Annotated in this window: 18 protein-coding genes and 1 pseudogene; 5 read left to right on the top strand and 14 right to left on the bottom strand. The window is 38.1% G+C overall.

Going from position 1 to position 22,453, the window contains the following annotated elements; genetic code table 11:
- The 3 genes and pseudogenes from BMW38_RS16885 to BMW38_RS16875 all read right to left on the bottom strand — a co-directional run.
- Positions 1–1,418 (bottom strand): ABC transporter transmembrane domain-containing protein (locus tag BMW38_RS16885; protein ID WP_092710210.1); only part of this gene is annotated, 1,418 nt, incomplete at its 3' end.
- Positions 1,415–2,947 (bottom strand): TolC family outer membrane protein, encoded by a 1,533-nt coding sequence (locus BMW38_RS16880; RefSeq protein WP_199991526.1) that lies wholly within the window; start codon positions 2,945–2,947, stop codon positions 1,415–1,417. The genes BMW38_RS16885 and BMW38_RS16880, both read right to left, overlap by 4 nt.
- Before the next feature lie 611 nt (positions 2,948–3,558).
- Positions 3,559–4,451: pseudogene (locus BMW38_RS16875) on the bottom strand (PhzF family isomerase).
- A 224-nt stretch (positions 4,452–4,675) separates the two neighbouring features.
- On the opposite strand from BMW38_RS16875, the gene BMW38_RS16870 reads away from it, so the two are divergent.
- The gene (locus BMW38_RS16870) at positions 4,676–5,536 is read left to right on the top strand and encodes a LysR family transcriptional regulator (RefSeq protein WP_092710207.1); all 861 of its coding nucleotides are present in this window, start codon (positions 4,676–4,678) and stop codon (positions 5,534–5,536) included.
- Positions 5,537–5,561: 25 nt separating this feature from the next.
- Here the strand turns inward: BMW38_RS16870 and BMW38_RS16865 are convergent, their stop codons facing one another.
- Positions 5,562–6,161, bottom strand: coding sequence for a TetR/AcrR family transcriptional regulator (locus tag BMW38_RS16865; RefSeq protein ID WP_092710205.1), 600 nt, complete (start codon positions 6,159–6,161; stop codon positions 5,562–5,564).
- Positions 6,162–6,282: 121 nt separating this feature from the next.
- On the opposite strand from BMW38_RS16865, the gene BMW38_RS16860 reads away from it, so the two are divergent.
- Positions 6,283–6,612 carry a darcynin family protein gene (locus tag BMW38_RS16860; RefSeq protein WP_092710203.1) on the top strand — a complete coding sequence of 110 codons (330 nt, stop codon included), beginning with the start codon at positions 6,283–6,285 and terminating at the stop codon, positions 6,610–6,612.
- A 250-nt stretch (positions 6,613–6,862) separates the two neighbouring features.
- On the opposite strand, the gene BMW38_RS16855 is transcribed toward BMW38_RS16860, so the two are convergent.
- The 7 genes from BMW38_RS16855 to BMW38_RS16820 all read right to left on the bottom strand — a co-directional run bounded on the left by BMW38_RS16855 (position 6,863) and on the right by BMW38_RS16820 (position 15,042).
- A complete protein-coding gene (locus BMW38_RS16855; protein ID WP_092710200.1) occupies positions 6,863–7,930 on the bottom strand; it encodes a hypothetical protein in 1,068 nt (355 codons plus the stop codon).
- 103 nt (positions 7,931–8,033) lie between these two features.
- Positions 8,034–9,548: an SIR2 family protein gene (locus BMW38_RS16850; protein WP_092710198.1), complete on the bottom strand. Its 1,515-nt coding sequence runs from the start codon at positions 9,546–9,548 to the stop codon at positions 8,034–8,036.
- Positions 9,549–9,838: 290 nt separating this feature from the next.
- Complete coding sequence (locus tag BMW38_RS16845; RefSeq protein ID WP_213031190.1) at positions 9,839–10,390, bottom strand: TetR/AcrR family transcriptional regulator; 552 nt, start codon at positions 10,388–10,390, stop codon at positions 9,839–9,841.
- A gap of 681 nt (positions 10,391–11,071) precedes the next feature.
- Complete coding sequence (locus BMW38_RS16835) at positions 11,072–11,563, bottom strand: flavin reductase (protein WP_092710192.1); 492 nt, start codon at positions 11,561–11,563, stop codon at positions 11,072–11,074.
- Positions 11,564–11,750: 187 nt separating this feature from the next.
- Complete coding sequence (locus tag BMW38_RS16830; RefSeq protein WP_005048816.1) at positions 11,751–12,794, bottom strand: methionine synthase; 1,044 nt, start codon at positions 12,792–12,794, stop codon at positions 11,751–11,753.
- Between the two features lie 21 nt (positions 12,795–12,815).
- Entirely contained in the window at positions 12,816–13,802 is a 987-nt protein-coding gene (locus BMW38_RS16825; RefSeq protein ID WP_092710189.1) for a DUF1852 domain-containing protein, read from the bottom strand.
- 367 nt (positions 13,803–14,169) lie between these two features.
- On the bottom strand, positions 14,170–15,042 hold the full coding sequence (locus BMW38_RS16820; protein ID WP_092710186.1) for a LysR family transcriptional regulator: 873 nt from the start codon (positions 15,040–15,042) through the stop codon (positions 14,170–14,172).
- A 255-nt stretch (positions 15,043–15,297) separates the two neighbouring features.
- Between BMW38_RS16820 and BMW38_RS16815 the strand changes: the two genes are divergently transcribed.
- Positions 15,298–15,906, top strand: coding sequence for a LysE family translocator (locus BMW38_RS16815; RefSeq protein WP_092710183.1), 609 nt, complete (start codon positions 15,298–15,300; stop codon positions 15,904–15,906).
- A 90-nt stretch (positions 15,907–15,996) separates the two neighbouring features.
- On the opposite strand, the gene BMW38_RS16810 is transcribed toward BMW38_RS16815, so the two are convergent.
- The gene (locus BMW38_RS16810; RefSeq protein ID WP_092710217.1) at positions 15,997–17,022 is read right to left on the bottom strand and encodes a fatty acid desaturase; all 1,026 of its coding nucleotides are present in this window, start codon (positions 17,020–17,022) and stop codon (positions 15,997–15,999) included.
- A 216-nt stretch (positions 17,023–17,238) separates the two neighbouring features.
- Between BMW38_RS16810 and BMW38_RS16805 the strand changes: the two genes are divergently transcribed.
- Entirely contained in the window at positions 17,239–18,246 is a 1,008-nt protein-coding gene (locus tag BMW38_RS16805; RefSeq protein WP_092710182.1) for an AraC family transcriptional regulator, read from the top strand.
- Positions 18,247–18,307: 61 nt separating this feature from the next.
- Here the strand turns inward: BMW38_RS16805 and BMW38_RS16800 are convergent, their stop codons facing one another.
- Both BMW38_RS16800 and BMW38_RS16795 read right to left on the bottom strand, forming a co-directional pair.
- On the bottom strand, positions 18,308–19,675 hold the full coding sequence (locus tag BMW38_RS16800) for an amidohydrolase (protein WP_092710179.1): 1,368 nt from the start codon (positions 19,673–19,675) through the stop codon (positions 18,308–18,310).
- A gap of 33 nt (positions 19,676–19,708) precedes the next feature.
- A complete protein-coding gene (locus BMW38_RS16795) occupies positions 19,709–21,094 on the bottom strand; it encodes a long-chain fatty acid transporter (RefSeq protein WP_092710177.1) in 1,386 nt (461 codons plus the stop codon).
- Positions 21,095–21,391: 297 nt separating this feature from the next.
- Between BMW38_RS16795 and BMW38_RS16790 the strand changes: the two genes are divergently transcribed.
- Positions 21,392–22,321 (top strand): LysR family transcriptional regulator, encoded by a 930-nt coding sequence (locus BMW38_RS16790; RefSeq protein WP_092710174.1) that lies wholly within the window; start codon positions 21,392–21,394, stop codon positions 22,319–22,321.
- The last annotated feature ends 132 nt before the right edge of the window (positions 22,322–22,453 follow it).

Raw genomic sequence — 22,453 nt, 5'->3', positions numbered from 1 at the left:
TAGTCGCCATTTAAAGCAGCTTTATGTACCAGATGTGAACGGTCAGCCTGATCAATCGGACGTTGCATAAGCTCATCTAAGCTTTGTTTTGCAACCTTCGCCTGCTGTAAACGCCCCAATACACCCGTAATTTGTGCAATCGGCGCCAACATGCGTGACGATAAAATTGAACAGGCCACTAATGCACCCGTGGTCATTTCACCCTCCATCACTGCAAAACATCCCACCAAAACCACAATTGCATAGGTTAAGCCCTGAATCTTTTGGGTCCATGCCATTAAGGTACCGACAATTTTACGTTGTTTCATACCAATATCGGCTGAAACTTCATTCATGTGATTCCATTGGTTTTGGAAACGCGATTCAGCACGTAATAGCTTGATATCTTCAATACCCTGCACCGCTTCAACCAGAATGGCATTCCGGATTGAAGATTCTCTCATGCCTTCTTGTGCCAATTGCGCTAACTTTTTCTGCACCAGAAGACCCGGCAAAATCATAAGCGGCACAACCAGCAACATCACCCAAAACAGCTTTCCGCCAATAATGGCAAAGATGGTCAGGAACAGGAAAAAGAATGGGAAATCGGCAATTGCACTAATGGTGGTAGAAGTCACCAATTCACGAACACCTTCGAGCTCACGAATCTGGGAAATAAAACTACCGGTAGACTTTGAACGATCTTTATTTTTGATACGTAAGGCGTGACCAAATACACGGTCAGAAACAAGTAAATCTGCACGTTTACCAATAATATCGGATAGATAAACTCGGGACACACGTAAGATAAACTCAAAAATAGCAGCAATCAGTACACCACCAGCCAGCACCCATAAGGTTGGAACAGACTGTGATGGCACAACGCGGTCATAGACTTGCATTGAGAAAATAATGGTTGCCAAAGCCAAAATATTGGCAATGAGTGAGGCAAACATAATATCAACGTAGCGTTTCCAGTCTCTTAGTACAATTGACCAGAACCAGCTTGCTTCATAGGGTTTGATATATTCATCAATACGCGCGTCGGGAATAGAGCTTTCAGGACGCAGGATATAGACATTCTTAATGGTATTTTTTAAGACATCTAGGCTTAAATTTTGAGAAAGGCCCTGATCCCCACTAAACTGGATACTGACATTACCTTGGGTATCGGCTTTATCAATAATACCGACCTGTCCGTCATGAAATTCGACCATAACAGGTAGCCGCCACGGATTCAGTAGCTCTAGTGAAAACGGTACTTTACGTAGGTTTAGTCCAACCTGACGTGTCATTAGCTGTAAAACATCATCAAGGTTTTGATTTTGGTTCCAGTCAAGTTGTAAACGGATTCTTTCTTCTGAAGGCTCAATTCGATAATGTTTAGCAATCGTTAAGACCGCCTGTAACCAGGGCTGGTAGTTTATTTTTGTCATCATGGTTGTACTTCGAACCCCTGAATTGAAATATTATTTAGGCCATAGGCTTGGCGCGAACGTCCTGTTGCCGAAATGTACTGAACAATACTGTTGTAGATGTCATAACGTGCAGATTCGAGTTCTGAATTGGCACTATGAATGGCCTGCTCTGCATTCAATAAGTCAACCAATGAGCGTGTACCAAGTTTGTATTGCTCTTGATAAAGTTCACGTGTACGAACCGTAGTGGCTTGACGATTGGTCAGCACCTGCATTTGGCGTTGTTTATTTTCAATTTGCTCACGGCTGGTTCTGATCTGATCGAGAACATCCATATAGACTGAATTGACCTGAGATTTAGCTGCTTCTTCTGCATAGCTTGCCATTTTGACCTGAGAAGAAACGGCCCCACCTTGATAAAACTGACTGGTTGCTTCAAGCATGACCGAGCTATATAAGCCGTCATCTTTATCATTGTTTGGATTTCTGCCATTAATGGCCTGACTTAAGGAACCTTTGACGGACAAGGTTGGATAACGTGTTAAACGAGTCTGTTCTTTTTGTGCTTTAGCCACTTCAACCCCAGCTTGAGCCGCGATCATTTTTGGAATGGTATTAAACTCAGGCTCACTATAGAGACCAGACTGCTTTACCAAATCATCAGGAATGACCCACGCCTTATTAAAAACATCTACTCCGATCAGAGTTCTTAAATGTTGCTGGTACTGGCGTAATAAAGATTGTTGAGCAATGAGTGTCGACTGTGCAGATTCTAAATATGTTTGTGCCTGAACTGGGTCAGCTTGGCTACTAATACCGGCATTTGCACGTAAATTGGCAATTTCCTGAATACGCTGAATCCCGGCAATTTGCTGCTCAGCAATTTTATTTAATTGAAGGTAACGCTGAATATTGACAATCGACTGAGCCACATCGAGTGCAATATCATCAATGCTGACCAGCACATTGGCCTGCTCGACTTGTACTTTGGCTTGCTGAACCGATACACCTGATTTGACTTTGCCAAAATCAAAAAGCATTTGAGTCGCAGATAATGTGAGTAACTGTCTTCCCCGCTCACCACTACTCAAATCACCTGTGGTTATTCCACCTGAAAGCTGGGGATAATAGCCCGCCTTAGCAAAATCAATACCCGCGTTTTGACCAGCTAAAGTGGAAATGGCTTGAGAAATATTAGGATTTCGTTGAACTGCATATTGAATCGCATCAATTAAACTGACTTGATTATTCCACATGGCAGTTGAAGTCGGTAAATAGCTCCCATCATTTCCTAGCCGTTGAAATTGGCTCTGATCAAACCCTAAATTGCTTAATTTTTGGAAATCGACAGATCGGTAGCTTTCATCGGGCGTGGGTTTAAAGAGTTGAGAAACTTTTTTTGTTAAGCTTTTTCCCGAGTTAACAGACGCGGTCTCTGCCTTTGTAATTGATATTGATACACTAGAAGCAATACAAAAATATAAAAAAAACTTCGTACCTGATTTGATTATAAGTTGGAAATCATTGTGGGAAAAAGGCAATTTACTCATTAGAAGATCTAATCTCTTGAAATATTGTAAAACAATCCAAAACTCAGTAAAAAATTATCAAAAATATTAAATTCCATACTTTAAATAAATAATTTTCAGAATAATTTTCTTTGCAAAAAAATAAAGTAAAAAATGATTAGTTTTCAGCACTAGCAACTAAATATTTAATTTTCTTATAATTTAAATTATAAAATTAAGTTTTAAACATACATATTTAAAACCAATTAAATACCTACAAAAAATCTATAAAACTCAAAAATTAGAATAAATAATTCTCATAAAAAAAACCTACCTCTTGGGGAAGCGGCAGGCTATAAACTTTTAAATATGTACATTCAAAAATATATTATTTATTTAAATTCATCAATAATGATTAATTTAAAATAAAATTAAAACATATGATTAAAAACATATTAAATGAATAAAATATTTTCTATTTTTTACAACACAATACGTATGCTCTAGCAGCAATTATTTTATATCTAAATATTTATAAAAATATGTGTTCTTTAAATCAAATCCAAATAACCCAATAAAGTCTTTTCAACTCGCTGCTGTAAATAGAAGAACTGCTTTAAAACTAGCAAGATGTCATAACTTCTTAAATATAATCAATCTTTTCCCGAGTACAAAACTGAGCCAACTAAAACCGCTTGTCCTGCAATGCTAACGTGTAATATTGAATCTGTTTTCTCAACTGTCACTAGAACCCGCCCCGGTTTTTGTATTGCGAGGCCTTGATACCCCCAATAGCTAACTTTCTGGTCACATTCGATTAAATCGTGGTGAACAAGGTATGCTCCTGCTGGACCATTTGCATTACCAGTTACAGGATCTTCATTAATACCGATTGCGGGTGCGAACATTCGACCATACGTAATAGGTTCTTGCTTAGTACCTTCCAAGACAAATGGGAAAAAACCATTGCAACCTATTTCAGCACTAATAGCTTTCAGTTTTCATTGTTTGGAATTAATCCATCAAGCTTACTTCTGCTCAACATTGGCACCATCACCTTGGAATGCCCCGTCGTGACAACTTGTATTGGCAAGTCAGCAAAATCACTTTCACTCACACCCAGCGCATTTGCAAGTTCAGTCCTTTGATTCGCACTAAAAGGTGGTAAAAACTCTACGCGACCTTGAGTCATTTTCACCAATAATTCTTCTGGACTTCCAAATATTGAAACGGGTAAATGACCTGCCCCCGTTTTTGCGATTAATGGATAGTCTGATTGGTGGCCTGTAGTTGCACGTAAAAAATGAGTAGCAATCGTCGCATGTCCACAGATCGGGACTTCATTTGTAGGCGTAAAATATCGAACATGTATGTCATGGCTTTGATCTTTAGCTGACAAAACAAAGGCTGTTTCTGAATACCCTGCGAATGCAGCAATATCTTGCATCTCTTGAGTTTTAAGATGATCAGCATCTAGAACAACCCCTGCTCGATTTCCTGTATTTGGTTGGGTCGTAAATGCATCAACCACATAAATGGTCGTCATGGCACAACTCCTTTGTTATTAACATTGTGATCTTAGAAATAGCTCCCGCCATAACCAGAAAATCTTATTTAGTTGCAGCAACACATATCACAGCTCTAAAAAGTTTATAGTCGACTCATATAATGAGTTTTGAGTCCCTGTAGTGGTTGTTTGAATTGTATAAATCTAAACACTGGGGATACTATAGTTTTTATTGCAAACGCATTTTTTAAATATGGAAAGGTATGAACTGGGACGATACTAAAATTTTGTTAGCTATAGGGCGAACTGGCGGATTAAGCCGCAGTGCAAAATTGCTTGGTATTAGTGTTTCTACCGTACATCGCAGAGCTGCTGAACTGGAGAAAAGTCTCAATGCGATTCTTTTTTCTCGAGACAGTGATGGCTATACACTCACCCACGTTGGAAAACATTTTTTTGCTTTGGCTGAAAAAGCAGAAGAGCATTTAATAGCGATGGAGCGTTACAACGATCAAGGACAGCAATCACTGTTCCGCATTGCTTTACCTGAGTTAATCGGGCAACAGTTGCTCCAATCAAAGCTAACGGCATTACAACTGAAGCATCCAGATTTACAATTAGAAATCTCAACGAGTGTCGTTCCTGTTGATTTTTCCCGACGGGAAGCTGACATTATTCTTCGACTTGTTCGTCCAGAAAGCGGGCGTTACATTATTCGGCGACTTGGACAACTGGAGTATGGACTTTATGGTAGTAAAGATTATCTCGCCAGTTTCACAGAACATACTGAAATGGATGATTTATTGAATCATCGTATAATCGGTTGGGACCGAAGCCTTCAATATACTTTCTTAGCACAATGGATGCGTGAACTCACCCAAGATGCAGCCCCTGCTTTGTCTTTTGATAACATGCACTCGCAATTATTAGCAGCGCTTGAAGGACAAGGAATTACAGCCCTGCCTTGTTTTGTTGCAAAGGCTTCGGGTTTAGTACCCATACTACCTGAGCAAACTTTAAAACAAGATGTGTGGTTAATGCGTCATTTAGATACTAAGGATAGTGACTATTCAACGTTGATTAGTGAAACGATTGAAAAAGAGCTTCAAGAATATTTGTTGTGATAAACATTAGCTTTTATTCTAATCTTTAAGTTAAATCCAAATAACCAAATACAGCTTTTTCAACGCGCTGCTGTAAATAATTTAAATCATTTTCCCCTGCTATGCCTGCCGCGTTGATCATTCCTTTACTTAGAGCAATCACATCTTGTGCGGCTGTCTGTGCATGTGAAACGCCAGAACGTTTAAACAGGTCAGAAATTATGGTTTCAAGTTCGTGTTGAAGCTCATTTTCCTCAGTGTCTTTACCAATGATTTCAGACGCAAACTCTAGAGTTCGTGCCAACTGCGGACGGCTCAATTGATGTTGCACAGCAGCTTGGATGATGAGTTTTAGTTTTTCTTTTAAGTCTGTGGCATCACTTTGCTGTATGGCATCAACTATACGTTTTGCAAGCTCAGCGCGCTCACGTCGAATTAACTCGACTATTAAAGCATCTTTAGATGGAAAGTATTGATATAGGCTACCAATACTTACGCCAGCAAGCTCAGCCACGGCATTTGTGTTAAATCCAGCAAAGCCTAACGACTCTAAAATGCGAGCAGCCGCCTCTAAAATAGCTTCAAATGTAGCCACTGAGCGTGCTTGACGCGGGCGTTTACGTGGGTCTGGAAGTGTTTCTGACATGAGCCGAAATACGAGTATTTAATGTGAGTAATCACTCATATACTGACTGAGTCATTTTGATATGACAAGTAAATGCTGCCTTTTCATTTGAACTAAAACTCGACTCAGTCATGGAGTGGTTATGTCTAGAACCTATACTTTTTTTATTCATTTAAGAGCTTTGCCCGCTTGGTTGGCTGTAGCCCGTGAAAAACGGGCTGAGTTTAGTGCACAGAAGCTTGAGCCTATTTTTAAGAAGTACCCGACTGTAAAAGTTCGATGGTATGACGTTGAAGCATTTAGTGCTAAAGCGAGTGATATTGCTGTGTTTGAGACGACATCTTTGCAAGATTATTATTTTGTGATTGATGCGATTCGAGACTCTGAGTTTTGTACAGTGCCCTACTTTGAGTTTGTAGAGATTATTCCTGCAATTGAAGATGGATATGTGGAGTATGGAAGTTCTTTATAGAGGTTAAGAATAATCTTTTACTTTACATGACCAGCAGATGAGCTGGTCGTGAGCTTAAGCTCTATAAAAATCTTTTTTAATATACAGCTAAATGACTAACAAACTAATGGTGCGTTAAACTAGAAAGTTTAAACTTATAGCAAAAATTATAGCTGAAATTTCTTTGAATCAAAAACCACCTCATAATAGATGATTTTTATTTTTTAAATTTACATAATCCATCACATGATAAATGAGAAACATTATTAAACTAATATTTTTGAGTTTCTCTGTATTCCTTTAACGCTGATTCCATTACCGCAATGCGATTAATTAGCTTTTGATTTTCCTCTTTCACAGATCGCACCTCCTCATCCACATTTTGCTTATTTAATGTGTGAATTTCATTTAAAAGAGTAGATTGCCATTTATCTCCTGATTTATTGTTTTGATAATCCTGATAAACGGATGCTCCAGCTAATAGAGTTGAAATAATTAATGAACCCACTGCAAACCATAACTGTATTTTAGTAGTATTTTTTGCCTCTTTATCTCTTTGATCCAACCTTTCCAATAATGTGGCCGCGGCATTAGCAAGTTCCTGAAGCGTTTTTGCCGACTGAGCTGTCATTTGTCCTGTAAGATGGATCATTTCTCGATCTTGAGCATATTCTTTAGCTCGTATTTTTGCATGTTCAACTAATTTTGAATCTACTTTTAATGTTTCCGTTTTAAGTTCTGAAAACAAAGGCATAGATGGCGAAGCAGTTTTTTTTAATTGCTCGTACTGTTGCCATGATTTACCAAGCTCCAAACTACTTTTACGAACTTGGTCAAAAATTCCCTGCGTTGAAGTGAGGGCTTGAGCATATACTTGATGAAATTGCTTTTGAGCCCTTTTAACTTCTTCTTTAAGTAGCCTATCTAGAAACTCTGTATAACTTTCACCTTCAACACGAACAAATCCATTTTCGGTTTCCGAACTTTCGTGTAGCGGTTTAAATTGACTGGATAACGCATAAACCTCTGAAACTAAATCTATTTCTTTATCAGACAATTGTGCTACCTGATCAGTATTTATTTTCGCTTCACTTTTATCAGATGATAGACTTGAAATTATTGGCAAGAATGTACGAATTCTGTCTATCGCAAATTCCTCATCAATATTCTGATATTTTTCAATAGCTCCAAGTGTTAAAGGAAATAAAAAAATCTTTCCAATATTCGTATCAACATTACTGACGGGCATTCTCGAGAGAGCTTTAACCTTATCAAGGGTTAAGGTGTTTTTAGATTTTTCAGCATTTAAACTTGAGCCATCTTTTTTATTTTTTGACATTCTTTTCTAAACTCTCAAAATATTCCAACCTGCCTAATAATACATAGCAAAGACTATATAAATAATTGTAGTGTTTATTAGTCAACTACTACTTTATATTTACCTAATATCGGGTAACTTCTTCAATTATAAATGGAATATCTTCATAATCTTCATACCATATAATTGTTACACCTAGTTCTCTCATGAGCTCCTCATTAAGATTATGATGTCGTTGCAAAAATTTTTCTGCTCCCTCAATATTTTTGACAACAGGAGTTGTAGTGCTTTTTTTATTATCATAAGCAAAGTTTTCTATTGTTAAACGCTTCATAAAAGCATAATGTTTGCTTTTTTCAATATTCCTTGCAGATATATCTAACAATCTACGAAGATTTGGGTCAGTCATAGAAAGGCCAACCATTAAACAGTTATTCTCTCGAAGGCTATTTAATTGAACCAAATTAGACCAATGATATGTATCTGAATAGATTTGGTGATAACCTTCTTCTGAAAAAACTAAAGTTGAGTTATCAAGTCCGTCATATGTATCTAGATCTTCGGGTAAAAAACCATGCACATGATACACAGGTAATTCATCAGGATCGTAGCTTTCCCGATCAGAATAGATACAACTATGAAGTATATTATTAGCAGTTAATTGTCTTTCCAAAAGATCATCAAAATTATAAGTTATTACTGATCTTACTTTTGCTCCTGTCCTACGAGGTATACACATTGAAGCAATTGCCTTAATTAATCTTGAGTTTATATCAAAATCTAAATCACGAAGTTTATAAAGATTTTTTGTAATAGCCTCTTTGAATTCACGTGCTTCTGTCGAACTTTTTACAAGACCTTTTCGTAAATATCTAGCTGCCATTAAAGCAGATGGTTCATCTACAGCATTCAATCGATCTACTAATTCACTAATATCATCATCCGATACATCAACATCACTATCAAATTCTTGCGTTAAATAAGTTACAAATAATGAGCCCAATAATTTATTCCAATCAGGCATTCCTGCACTACTTGATACACCAGCGCCCAAGAAAAGTGAGAAGTGCCCCTTTTGATAGGATTCTTTTAAATTATTAACAATCTTTTCTCTTTCATATTTCCAATCAAGCGCTGGTTTGCTAACAGCTGACTCTAACCTTAAAGCAAATAGATTATTTGCTATTTCATTTACCTTAGCCCTATGTTTACTCGCAATTTTATTTATTTCATCTGGCCCCCAAATATGTATTTTGAATGGCATTGATATCGGTTCAAAATGCATAAAAATTTTTTTACGTACTTTTTCAGGTATAGGTTTCGCAGAAATTATAATTAAATCCGTTAAACCAACTTCATCAATTCTTGAAGAAATTTGATAGCAAAGCTTATCTACCATTAAAGGAATAGATTGTTTAGCTAGATTGAACTTTATTTCTATTAATGTTGGACCAAAAAAATCATCAAAACCTGCAGGAGCTAAACCATCACCTGCAGAATTATGCCCCAGATTTATAATGAATTTTTTGTTTTGCTTTTCAATATGATACTTCAATAAATGAAGAATAAAGGTTTCAAATGAGTAATAACTTCTAGGACCACCCTCATCAATTTTTTCAATTATATTATCTATGAGCACTTAATTATTTCCACCAAATAGAATGAAACTCAATTTTTACCTATTGGTAATATAGCAAAAATACATCAATTACACTTAAAATCAATTTTTAAAATAAAGAATATATTAATAATTATTTAATATTGCTAATTACCTCTCTAAAGCAAAATAGTACCACTTTTATCAATAATAATATTATAAAAAATTTCCTAAAACTTCATCGCTATTAGGACTTTAATTATTGAGAATAACAGCTAAAATACTATATGAATATTTACTAAAAATTTCTAATTATTCCTCTAAAAATATTACTACCCCCTCCCCCAAAACTTCTCCAACACCACATCCCTTTCATCCACACGATTTGAACTTAAAACCTGTAGCATCAAGCCATCAATTAAGTTTAGAACCATATTAGCATCGGGATTAAATCCATTGGTTTCCAGACTAAAGACCAGATCAAAAAGCTCTCGAAGTAGCCATTTTCGATATTCAACGGCCATGCGGTAAGCCGTTGGATAAAGCTGTTTTATTTCAAAAATGGCCTTAAACAAAAGGTGGTAAAGGCTGTTTACATCGACATGTAAACGCACAATTTCTTTGAGTTTATCGCTTGGTTTTGAGTAACGGTGTGAGTAGACAATTGCCAGAACTTCTTCTTTCAGTCGGCTTTTTTGAAAGCTTATGCATGTTTCAACCAAACGCTCTTTTGAGTGAAAGTAGTTATAAAGCGTGGCTTTCGGAATTTTAGTTTCTTTGGCAATCAGGTCTACGCCCGTGTTGTGAAATCCATAGAGATTAAATAGATCTACTGCGCTATGAATAACTTTTAATTTTTTGGAAGATATTTCTAAAGTTGGCATAGTTTTACCGTTATAAATTCTTGTTGTTTCTAAATGAGATAAAAAGCCTGTGCCCTTTCTGGGAGAAAAAAAAGCACAGCAAAGCCATAAGACAGTGCTTGGCACATCTCAAGTTTTGTTATTGCTAAGTTTTAAGTAAAAAAGACTTAAAGCCTGAAAACCTTATGGCGTTCAAGCTGCTTTAAATTTTTAAGCTGTGTCGTTATAACCTTTGGCACTCAAGGCCAAGAAATAATAGATGTGCATAGCCAACTCCTGATTTTGGAAGTTCTGCCAAAGCATTCATTTGGAATTATGGTGGCAGAACGAAAGAGGGTTGACAGACTGGTTTTCGAGAACCCAGCACGCACAAGGCGTCCCCCTTCCGTCCTACCGCTACAAAAAGGGAGACGAGTGGGTATACATCAAAAAAACAAGTTTTTTCAATGTACTCGAAAAATCAGCCTGTCAAAGCCGGCTGGCAATGTAGGCCAGCAGGCAAAGGATAATCCGAGAGTTGGTAGGTGTCAATGTAGCTTTTATGACAAGTATTTAAATTTATTATTATTTTTCATTAGATTAACTTAATTATTATTTTAGATATTATATTTAATTGTATTTTTAAATTAAAATGAAGCGATCCATGCTTATTCATTTCTATCTTTTAACTTTTAATGTGAGAGTACAAAGTGGAAAGTCGATTTAGACAGTTTCCGTCTGCCCCACTTGGTGATAAGCGCGGTTAAAATAAACCAAACTTTGGTCATGCTGGCTTTGTTTAATCGCAACAATCGGACAAATCAGAATCGTGTGTGTGCCCACTTGTTGAATTTGCTCAATCTCGCAATCGAAACTGACCAAAGCATCGTCCAAAACAGGTGAACCTGTTTCTAACTCAATCCATTCGCCATGTTTAAAGCGTTCTTCTGGCGTGAGTTTAGATGAAAACGCTTTTGAAATATGTTCGTGGTGTGCGCCTAAAACATTCACAGTTAAGATTTTGTTATCTAGGAAATGTGCATGTGAGCTCGCAGATTGGTTCATACAGACCAATAATGTCGGAGGTGTGTCGGTCACACTACAAACAGCAGAGGCAGTAAATCCAAAACGGCCAGACATGCCTGCCGTAGTCACAACACTAACCGCACTTGTGAGTAAAGACATTGCATTTCTAAAGTCTGTTGCTTGAACCATGACATTATTCCTAAATTGAACCGTACCTTGTCCTGAGTGTTTGCTATACCGCCCAACTCCATCAGGAAGGTACTTGATCGACATGCGTTCTGAGTAGAACGACATGTAGTAAGTAAAATGAGGGTTACTTGTTTGATTATCAACTCACATCAAAAAAGTAACCCTTTATACCACTTATTGGTAAATATTAAGCAGAGAGTTCAAAACCCGTAAGTTCTCTACGAACGATTTCTGCACCTGCACTTAAAGCATTTAACTTGCCACGTGCCACTTCACGAGAAAGAGGTGCCATGCCACAGTTTGTGCAAGGATAAAGTTTGTCGGCATCTACAAACTGAAGTGCTTTACGAAGTGTATTGGCAACTTCTTCTGGTGTTTCAATCTGGTTAGATGCAACATCAATTGCGCCGACCATGACTTTTTTACCGCGAATAAGTTCAAGTAAATCGATAGGCACATGTGAGTTGTGACATTCTAACGAAATGATATCGATGTTAGATTTTTGCAGTTTCGGGAAAGCTTCTTCGTATTGGCGCCATTCCGAACCGAGTGTCTTTTTCCAGTCAGTGTTGGCTTTAATACCGTAACCGTAGCAAATGTGGACCGCAGTTTCACATTTTAGACCTTCAATTGCACGCTCTAAAGTCGCAACACCCCAGTCATTTACTTCGTCAAAGAATACGTTAAATGCAGGTTCGTCAAACTGAATAATGTCTACACCAGCAGCTTCTAACTCACGCGCTTCTTGGTTCAAAATTTTAGCAAATTCCCAAGCAAGTTTTTCACGGCTCTTGTAGTGACCATCGTAAAGCGTATCAATCATGGTCATTGGGCCAGGTAGCGCCCACTTAATTGGTTGATTAGTTTGCTGACGTAAGAACTTGGCATCTTCAACAAACACAGGCTTTTGACGAGACACAGCACCCACAACAGACGGTACGCTTGCATCGTAACGGTCACGAATACGAACGGTTTCACGCTTCTCAAAATCTACGCCATTTAAGTGTTCAATAAATGTGGTCACAAAGTGTTGGCGGGTTTGTTCGCCATCGCTCACAATGTCGATGCCAGCAAGTTGTTGTTCGTGCAACGCCAAACGTAACGCGTCTTTTTTACCTTCAATCAGGCCTTCGTTTTCGAGTTTCCAAGGCGACCAAAGCTTTTCAGGTTCTGCAAGCCAAGACGGTTTAGGTAAGCTGCCAGCAGTTGAAGTTGGTAATAATTTTTTCATGATCAATGACCCGTATGTTGATTAATTAGGAGCGTAATTAGCAGACCACTGCTCAAGAATCGCTTGGTATGGTTTGATAAATTGCTCTTCAACAAACTTCCCCTGCTCAATAGCCAAACGGCTACGTTCTTCTCGGTCATACACAATTCGAGTAAGTGAGTAATCTTCATTCTTCAAACTTGGCTGATAAGATTTTCCAGCAACTGAATTTGCGTTGTAAATTTCAGGGCGGTAAATCTTTTGGAACGATTCCATGGTGCTGATAGTGCTGATCAACTCAAGGTTGGTGTAATCACTCAGCAAATCACCCGTAAAATAGAACGCCAAAGGTGCAGCACTGTTTTTCGGCATGAAATAGCGAACTTTTAAGCCCATTTTTTGGAAATATTCATCAGTTAATGAATAGTCTTCTTGCTTATATTCCACACCCAAAACTGGATGTTCATTTTCAGTGCGGTGGTACACTTTAGTGGTTGAAACACTTAAGCAAATCACTGGCGCTTTTTTAAAGTTTGCTCTGTAAGTCTCAGAGTTAATAAAGCTCTTAAACAAATTACCGTGCAATTCGCCAAATTTCTCTGGAGTGCTAAAAGTAGACTGATTTTTATTGTGGTCTAACAAAAGCACACTAAAGTCATAGTCACGTACATAAGACGAGAAGTTATTGCCTACAATGCCTTCAATGCGTTCATTAGTCTTTTTATCAACAATATTGGTTTTCAATATTTCGATTAAAGGAAGCGCACTGTTATGGCTTGCAGCATCAACATTCATTTCAACTGAAATGATTTCAAGCTCAACGCCATAGCGATCGCCTTTAGGGTTGTCCCAATGAGCTAAAGTATTAAAACGATTGTCGATCATCTGTAATGTGTTGCGCAGATTCTCTTGACGGCTCATCCCTCTTGCTAAGTTAGCAAAGTTGGTTGTAATACGCGTATTGTCTGCTGGACGATAGTTTTCATCGAAACAAATACTCTTAATCGTAAATGTAAATTCTTTACTCATTTTGATCAGTACCCTAATTTCTGAGATAAACCTAAAAATATTTCGAACTCTTTTTAAACTTTCCAGCCTTGTCAGATTTGTGCCTTATGGTCTTATCAAAACTGAATGACTAGAACGCTTCAGAGCGTGAATAGATTTATACCGCAATCACAACATGAATAAAAATGATTTAGTCTCATTCAAAACTGAGTTAAATTCATGTTTAGGGTTTAATAAATAAGTATGAAGTTAAATATTTTTCATCTTGAGGAATTTTAGATAGCAAAAAATTCAATATACGGCGCTCGCAAACCACCTTTACAAACTCAAATATTTATTATTACTTTCAATAATTTAAATAATATAACTTTAGATGAAATGCCTAGACTTAAAGTAATTTATGCTGACTCTCATTCATCTCTGCTTTTAGCCATTCTAAAAATATGGTTTTACGTGAATCTTCCTCAAAAGCACTGTGAGAAAGTAAAAAATAGGCTGAACCGTCTTGTACAACTGGTGAATTTTTTTGCAGTAAGTTCCACTCAAGCTCTTTTTCAATCATATAAATTGAGATGACCGTTGCGCCGAGTCCAGCTAAACAGCCTTCTAAACATAGATAAAAATGTTCAAGTTCAACTTTGGTGTAGCCTTTTAAGCTCTGCTTTAACTCAGCAATGCGGCTAACGCTTTTGAAAAAATTCGGTCTAGAGGTCGAGATGAGTACATCTTCGGTTTCAGATGACTTTGTTGCTTGAATCATTGCGATATATTCGTTGGCAATTTTCTCGCTATAGATATGCTCTCCCCATTCAAAATCATTTCTGCGAATCGCGATATCAATATTATCTTTTTCAAAGTCGACTACTCCGCCTGCTGTGAGTAACACCACCTCAAAATCATGACCGAGCTTTTTAAACTTCGATAACCGTGGAATAAGCCATTTCATGGAAAGCGTCGGTTCACACGACAAAACCAGTTGTTTGTTATGAGCTTTAGGCTGGCTTAGCCCTATTAAACACTCATCGAGTTGACCAAAAACTTGATGGCAACAACTCAATAAAATTTCACCCTGCTCAGTCATCACAAGTGTTTTATTTTTTCGATCGAACAAAGCCGTATTTAAAGCTTCTTCTAAATTATAAATCTGTTTACTGACTGCACTTTGCGTCACAAATAATTTCTTTGCAGCTAAAGTGACGCTGCCATACTTCGCCACAAAATAGAAAAATTTTAATGAATTCAGCGATATTCTTTCAATCATTCCAAAAACTCATAAGTGGTTAGTCATTTTTATCGATTTTTATTTTTAGGTTTCTGTTCAAAATAAAAATCATCTTTATTAAACCCCATTTTAGATGATGAAAAACATATTGAATATCGATATCTATCTTCACGAACGTATAAATACAATTTCTTATTCTGAAAGAATAGCTGCTTTAAGCAAAAGATCCTCCTTCTTTAATACATTCCAAAAAGTACAGACCAATCCCCTCGTTTTCAGTGAGGGCACAAGATAATGGCAGAGTTTATTGCAGTTATTCTAATTACGATTTTAGCAGTGGTAAGCCCCGGCGCTGACTTCGCGATTGTCACTAAAAATAGTTATCTATACGGTAGAAAAATAGGTGTTTTCACTTCACTCGGAATATCGCTTGGCGTGTTGGTGCATGTGACCTATACACTTGTGGCTGTTGCGTTTGTGATGACTTATATGCCGCAAATTTTGAATATTTTTAAATATATTGGTGCACTTTACCTGATCTATATTGGCTATAAAACCTTTACTCAAAAACCTGTTTTAGACAATGCTGCTTTAACCGCTATAGGTACTTTTCAAGCTCTAAAGTATGGCTTTTTTACTAATGCCCTCAACCCGAAAACCACGCTATTCGTGATCAGTACTTATACCCAAATTGTGAGTTTAACTACGCCTAAATCGATTCTTTTGGCTTATGGCTTTTTTATGTCATTTGCACATTTTGTATGGTTTTCACTAGTGGCTGTGCTGTTTTCATCAATGCTGTTGAGACAGAAAATGTTAGCCAAGCAAGTGCAAATTAATAAGGTGATTGGTTCAATTTTATGTGCTTTAGGTGTGATTCTTCTTTTTACTCAGTTTCAGTAGAGCCACTTCATTTTTAAGAAACTGTAGAGTATGGAGACTGAGTCCTGTGTACAGAACTCAGTCCATTCAAGCGAGCTAAGAATCTATTTGTTAAGTATTCGATTCAGATAAATTATTTACATTCCAACGATTTGCTCTTTTAAATGTTCCGACATCGTTAAATCGAACACCCATATCACGCATGACTTTATGGGCAACAGGCGCAGTCATTTGTCGAATGTAGAATGGTTCTTTCACCACAAAATGATGAATAGCATGCGTCGAACCAAAGTTAAAGCAAAAGAGTTGGAACGGCATCATCCACCACGGTGTTAACACTTGCGTTTGTTGAATCACATTGCCCAATTCAACATCACCGTAGTAATGCATATTGCTGGTCACAAAGTGCAGGCAGAAAGTACGCAGCACATTCGGTGCAATCCACACCACAGTCAGAATATTAATCACATGCATAACATTTAGGGTTGTAGCTGACCATGCTATCGGTGCATTTGCCAAGCTTGAAACCATATCAACTGCATGGAAGCCTAAGAAGATATACCAATGAGACCAATGAATAATGCCAAGTGGAAAATAAGCTAAGAACGCACGTTTAAAAATAACTTTTCTAACAGTCCAATTGCTTGCAGCAATAATGCGTAGCAAAACTGCAAAGCCATTATCACCGATGGCGATGAGTCGGCGTATGCTCCACTGCTCTCCATTGGTTAGCGCTCTTTCTTCTAAATCGACTTCAGTGCCTGAATTTTTATGGTGATTAAAATGAAGCTCACGGCGTTTCCACGGGTTAATCGTGCTTGGGCGAGCTAACCACACTAAGCCCATCATAAGGTGATGTGCCCATGGTTTTTTTCTAAAATACATCCAGTGAATGAGGTCGTGTTCTAACTCGTGGGTAAGAGATGCAAAAAACGCAATAATCGGAATTGCGAACCACGCTGAAAGCTGATGATTGATATAGAGTACGGCCGTAGCAATCATTCCAACGAGGGAAACAAATAGAATCATCGCCCCTATTGCATTTTGATGGTTCAAAATGGGATGGCGCTTGCGTAAAGCTACTCCTTCCGCTGTGACCACTTTTTTAATGTGTTCCGTTTTTTCGCTATCGCTCATTCCAGCAGGATTTTTATATATGTTGGTCATCCGTTATTCCTCAGTTTTCTCATGCCCCTACTTTATTTATATCTATGTTTGTACGCTTAGCTCGAAACGCCAATCTATTGGCTATGGATGCCAAAATAAAAATATTCAAAACAAACAAAAGTTTTTTTAGTTTTGAATCTTTTATAATGTTCACAGGAATATGAGTCACAAGTTATAGGACATAACATGCCACAGACAGCAACGGCACTGGCTAGCTGGGTTAAAGCGATTCAAAAAGCGCTTGAGAAAGCAGGTGTGGATAGCCAACCTTTATTAAAACAAGCAGGTTTAGATGTTCAGGCATTAAACGATCCAGATGCGCGCTATTCATTAAAACAAACTGCGAATTTATGGAAATTAGCCGTTCAAGCGACTCAAGACTCGTGCTTTGGCCTTAAAGTTGCCAGCCAAGTCAACCAAAATACATTTCATGTGTTGGGGCATTCACTCATTACCAGCACCACACTAAAAGAAATGTTTTTAAGAATTATTCGTTACTTCCGTATAGTGACTGACATTCCTGAACTTGAATTTTATGGAGATGACAAAAATCATTATTTCGTTATTCATGTTCCCGACGAAGTTCAACCCGAATCTATCGATGCATTTATCTCTGTTTTTATTCGTTCAAGCCGTGCGTTACAAGGTTCTGTTTTTTCGCCCTTACGCATTGAACTGAGACGTTCAGAGCCACAAGATTTAGAAACTTTTCAGAGTATTTTAAAAGCCCCGATTGTATTTAATGCACCCAAAGACATGATTGTGTTTGACACAGCCACCATAGAGCAGCCTTTAGATGGTGGGAATCCACACCTCACCCAAGAATATGATGAGATTATTAATCGTTATCTCGCTCGGTTTGATAAAGAAAATATATTGGCTCGTGTGAAAGTAAAACTCATTGAAAAATTATCTACAGGTGACTTTCAACAGCAAGACGTTGCGAAAAGTTTAGGCTTAAGTATACGTAGTCTGCAACGCAAGCTTTCGGCAGAAAATACCTCTTATAGCGAGCTACTCGACAATACACGGCACGAACTGGCTTTGTCTTATATCAAAAATTCAAGCCACAATATTACCGAAATTGCCTATATTCTTGGCTTTACCGATGTGAGTAGTTTTACCCGCGCTTTTCGACGCTGGACAGATTTATCACCACTACACTATCGGGAAAAACATCTGTCTTGTTCTTAAGTTTCTAAAAATTTTAGATAAAAAAAGATGCCTCCATGTGCATCTTTTTTTTATGAGCATCTTATTTTTTATTTAACAGTTCGAGCATAGAGACTGTGGTGACTTTAGCCCCGACCGGCAAGGCTTTTAAATCTACAACATAGTTCGGACTATGCGGAATATAAGGCACAGGTTTGCCTTGTTTTACTGCATTGGCAAACACAACAGGATCTGCCACACCAATGAACATAAAGTTAAACGGAATGTCTTTTTGGTCACCTAAGAGATGATGAACATCTTCAGAACCCATAACGGCGGGATAATCAGTTAGAACATGTTTGTCGCCTAGCAAAGCTTTTAGTGGTCCATTTAAACGCGCAGAGAATTCTTTATTATTGACTACAGGCGTACTTGAACCTTTAAAGGTAAAAGTAGGCAATTGGTCTTTACCCATGCCCTGCATTTCGGCAGCACCTTCGCTCATGGATTTAATATTATTTAACATGGTTTCGCGTACTTTTGGGTCAAACCAACGCAAGTTCATTTTGACCAGTGCAGTAGAAGGAATCACGTTATTCGAATTTCCAGCTTGGATTGAGCCAATCGATAAAACTGCTGCTTGTTGAGGGTCGACTGCGTTCCCCATAATAGTTTGATATTGAGTTACTGCATTTGCCGCCATACTAATTGGATTTTTGGTTAGCATTGGTAATGACCCATGCCCACCCACGCCTTTAAATAAAATATCGAGCTGGTCGGTTCCCGCCATACGTGGTCCCGGTGCATTAATGACGACTCCAACAGGTGCTGGTGTAGTATGCACTGCAAAGAAATAATCAGGTTTTGGTAAATTATATTTGGTCCACAAACCATCAGTCACCATGGCTTTAGCACCCGTTATAGGCTCTTCAGCAGGTTGTGCGACTAAAATAATAGTTCCGCTCCATTCCTTTTTCAAAGCCACTAAGGTTTTTGCCATACTCAGCATCCATGTCACATGCGCATCATGACCACACATGTGTGCAACAGGCGTTTCGGTTCCATCATCGAGTTTAACCCGTACTTTACTTGCATAAGGTAAGCCAGTCGCTTCTTGAACAGTATTGGCATCCATGTCGGCACGGTACATGACCGTTGGCCCATCACCGTTTTTTAAAATTCCAACCACGCCTGTTTTTGCTATTCCAGTTTTAACATCAAACCCTAATGACTTAAGCTCTTTGGCAACAATGGCAGAGGTACGCGTTTCCATAAACCCAAGTTCAGGGTGCTCATGAATATCTTTATAAACTTTACTTAACCATTCTGTTTGTCCATCAATAATCGTTAACGCTTTTTGTGAGACAGTAGGTAAATTAGATGGGGTTACTTCGGCATGAAGGACAGTTCCATAACCTGCAATCAAAGTCGATAACCCTAAAAATATGCCGTTTTTGATGATTTTATTCATGTAATTAAAACCTTATAAATGAATGATTTAATTTTAAAATTTATATCCTATTTTTAAGCCATAGCTTATAGAGTGATTATCCTTAAACTCACCCACATAATAGTCACTACCTGCCTGTGCGCCAAGCTGAGCTTTTGCATCGCCTAACCAGTAATATTTCACACCACCAGAAATAAAGTATTGCGATGTTGGACTGTATTGGGCTCCGACTCCTAAGTTGTAATATCCCTTGGTTGGGCCACCCGTTGAAACTTTATCACCCGCACCAGAGTCCCATCCCACTGACACAGAGCCTAACCATTTAGGTGAAAAACGTTGCCCTAGTCCTAAATTTAAAGCCCACTGGTCATCATCATAACGAACCAAATTAAACCCTTCTGGACGGCTTGGTGTTGATAATCCCCCAATAACTTTTGAAATTTCACCAAAACGGTAAGGTTGTAGTGCCAAATCACTCCAATTTACCCAGCGCAAGCTCCCAAACAATAAAGTTCCTTGGCGTAAACCTGTTTGAAATTCTAAATTCACTGAGTTTGGAGATTTAAATTTGGTTGTGCCAGAGCCTTCGCTATTGGGTAACTCTGAAATAATATGATTTAAATAGTTTTTCTTTTGTTCGGTCATCTGCCCGATAGAAATCATATAGTCGAGATGTTGGCTAACTAAATCGCGTCCTTGCTGAGTCGTTAACATATCAATTAACGGCGCATTTTCAGTTGCGTTTACTTTGTGGGTAATGGCTGAACGATAGGTAAGCGAAACTTTAACGGCCTTTTCAGGAATTTGATAAGCCAGTCCAGCTAACCACCCCCAATCGCCCACAGTTTTAGTTTGAAAGTCATAGCCATTATAAAGACTAAATACATTGCCTCTTAAATTGACCTGACTTTTGAAGGTTTGATAAACCGGTCCTGCAAAAATATTCCAGTTTTTAGTAGGCTGATATCCGGCAATGAAGCTAAAACTTTGAATATCAAATTCCGATTTGGCATTTCCTGTGGGAACTTGACCAGAAGTAGCATTTGCAAGGCTTGTAGTTGTAATACTAGGAAGCATAACTGTATCTTTCGGCGTTGCGACAAAGCCATTTAGTCCTGAATATTCGGTGTCAGCACCAAAAGGCTGATCGTAAAGCAACCCAAATGAATACTGCGGTGCTAACTGTAATTTTAAAGCCGCAGTCGGTCGATAATCTGTATTGGCAATATCAGAAATTGACTGATGGGAAGGGTTAGTACCAGATTCCACTCCTTTTAAATCAGTATCTGTCACACCTAGACTTGCTTCAAAGTAATTTCCCGGTTGTAAAAATGCTGATACGGATTGGCCCGTTTTATCAAATGCCGCAGCATGTAATGCACTTGTACAAATTGAAGCGATTCCCAATACTAATGTTCTATTTCTTACTACAAAAATCATGGATCCATCCTGGATTTTTTTATTTTGATTGTTCACTTTATTTAGATTTTGAGTGATGCGCTTAGCCCCAAACGCCAAATCGTTGACTGTGGATGCCATATTAAAAATTATAAGATTGCCTCTCTGAAATGAGATAAGTCCCTTTGAACTCAAGATTAAAGACAATGATGATTTAAAACTTTCAGATAATTTTTTAAGAAACTTTTGTATTTATTGCTGTTAATATTAAAGCGCATGATAGATTTCCCAATCCTTCATATCTCTATAAATCAAGGATGATGAGCGAATACATTTATTATGGAAATCAAGCAAATAAAATATTTTTTGACGGTGGTTGAAGCAGGCAGTATTGGTAAAGCTGCTCAAAAACTCGATGTCGGTGCGTCAGCAATCAGTCAACAAATTAGCAAGCTAGAGCAAGAGCTAAGCATTCGCCTATTACAGCGTAATGCTTTTGGTGTGACCCCAACTCCCGCAGGCCTCGCCTTTTTAAAACATTCTCAACTGATTTTACGGCAGATTAACTTTGCGGTAGATGCTGCTCATTCGGCACGGCTTTCAGGCCACGTGAGTCTTGGTTTTCCACCCACCATTACCGCGTTGATTGGCATCCCTTTAATGAAATTAATGTCTGAACGCTATCCAGACATTCGCCTAGAAATTGTGGAAACACTGTCAGGTAACCTGATTCAGTCGATTAATTCGCGTCAGCTTGATATCGCTATTATTTTTACAAATGAAATTGACAAGCAATGGTCCATACAACCGCTGGTACGCGAGCAAATGTATTTAATGGCACGAAAAGAAGTGCTCGAAAAATACGGTCTTGCTGAGTGCATCCAAAGCGGCATTATTCGGTCTCAACAAATTGGCGATATTCCTTTAGTGTTGCCACGTCAGCGCCACAGCTTAAGAAAACTGCTTGAGCACAAGATTGGACAACTCAATGTCGTCTATGAAATTGATGGCCTGCACTTGCTGATGGATAGCCTGATTCACCTCGACCTTGCCAGCGTTCGTCCCGGAAGTGCTTGTCTGCAAGAGTACAAACACAAGCTTCAACTACTTAAGCTCATTGATCCTGAAGTTGAGCGAATCAATTACTTAGTCAGCCTTGCCGAAGAGGAATTATCACCTGCTGCACTCGCTGCAAAATCGGCAATTAAAGCGTGTGTGAAAGAATTGATTCAAAACCAAATTTGGCCATGTTCTGAAATTATTTTATAAAGGGTCATTAGTTTTATTAAAGACCTAATTAATTTTGCCCTCTCACTCCCTCCTGCTTTTTAAGATTACATTTTCATCTGAATGATAAGTGAATTTCTGTTTATCGAATTATAGATGTGTAGTTTGAACTGG

Origin of the sequence: Acinetobacter sp. yr461, from assembly GCF_900110445.1 — a bacterium.
Taxonomy (GTDB): Bacteria; Pseudomonadota; Gammaproteobacteria; order Pseudomonadales; family Moraxellaceae; genus Acinetobacter; species Acinetobacter calcoaceticus.
This window is presented reverse-complemented; position numbering and strand designations above follow the sequence as displayed.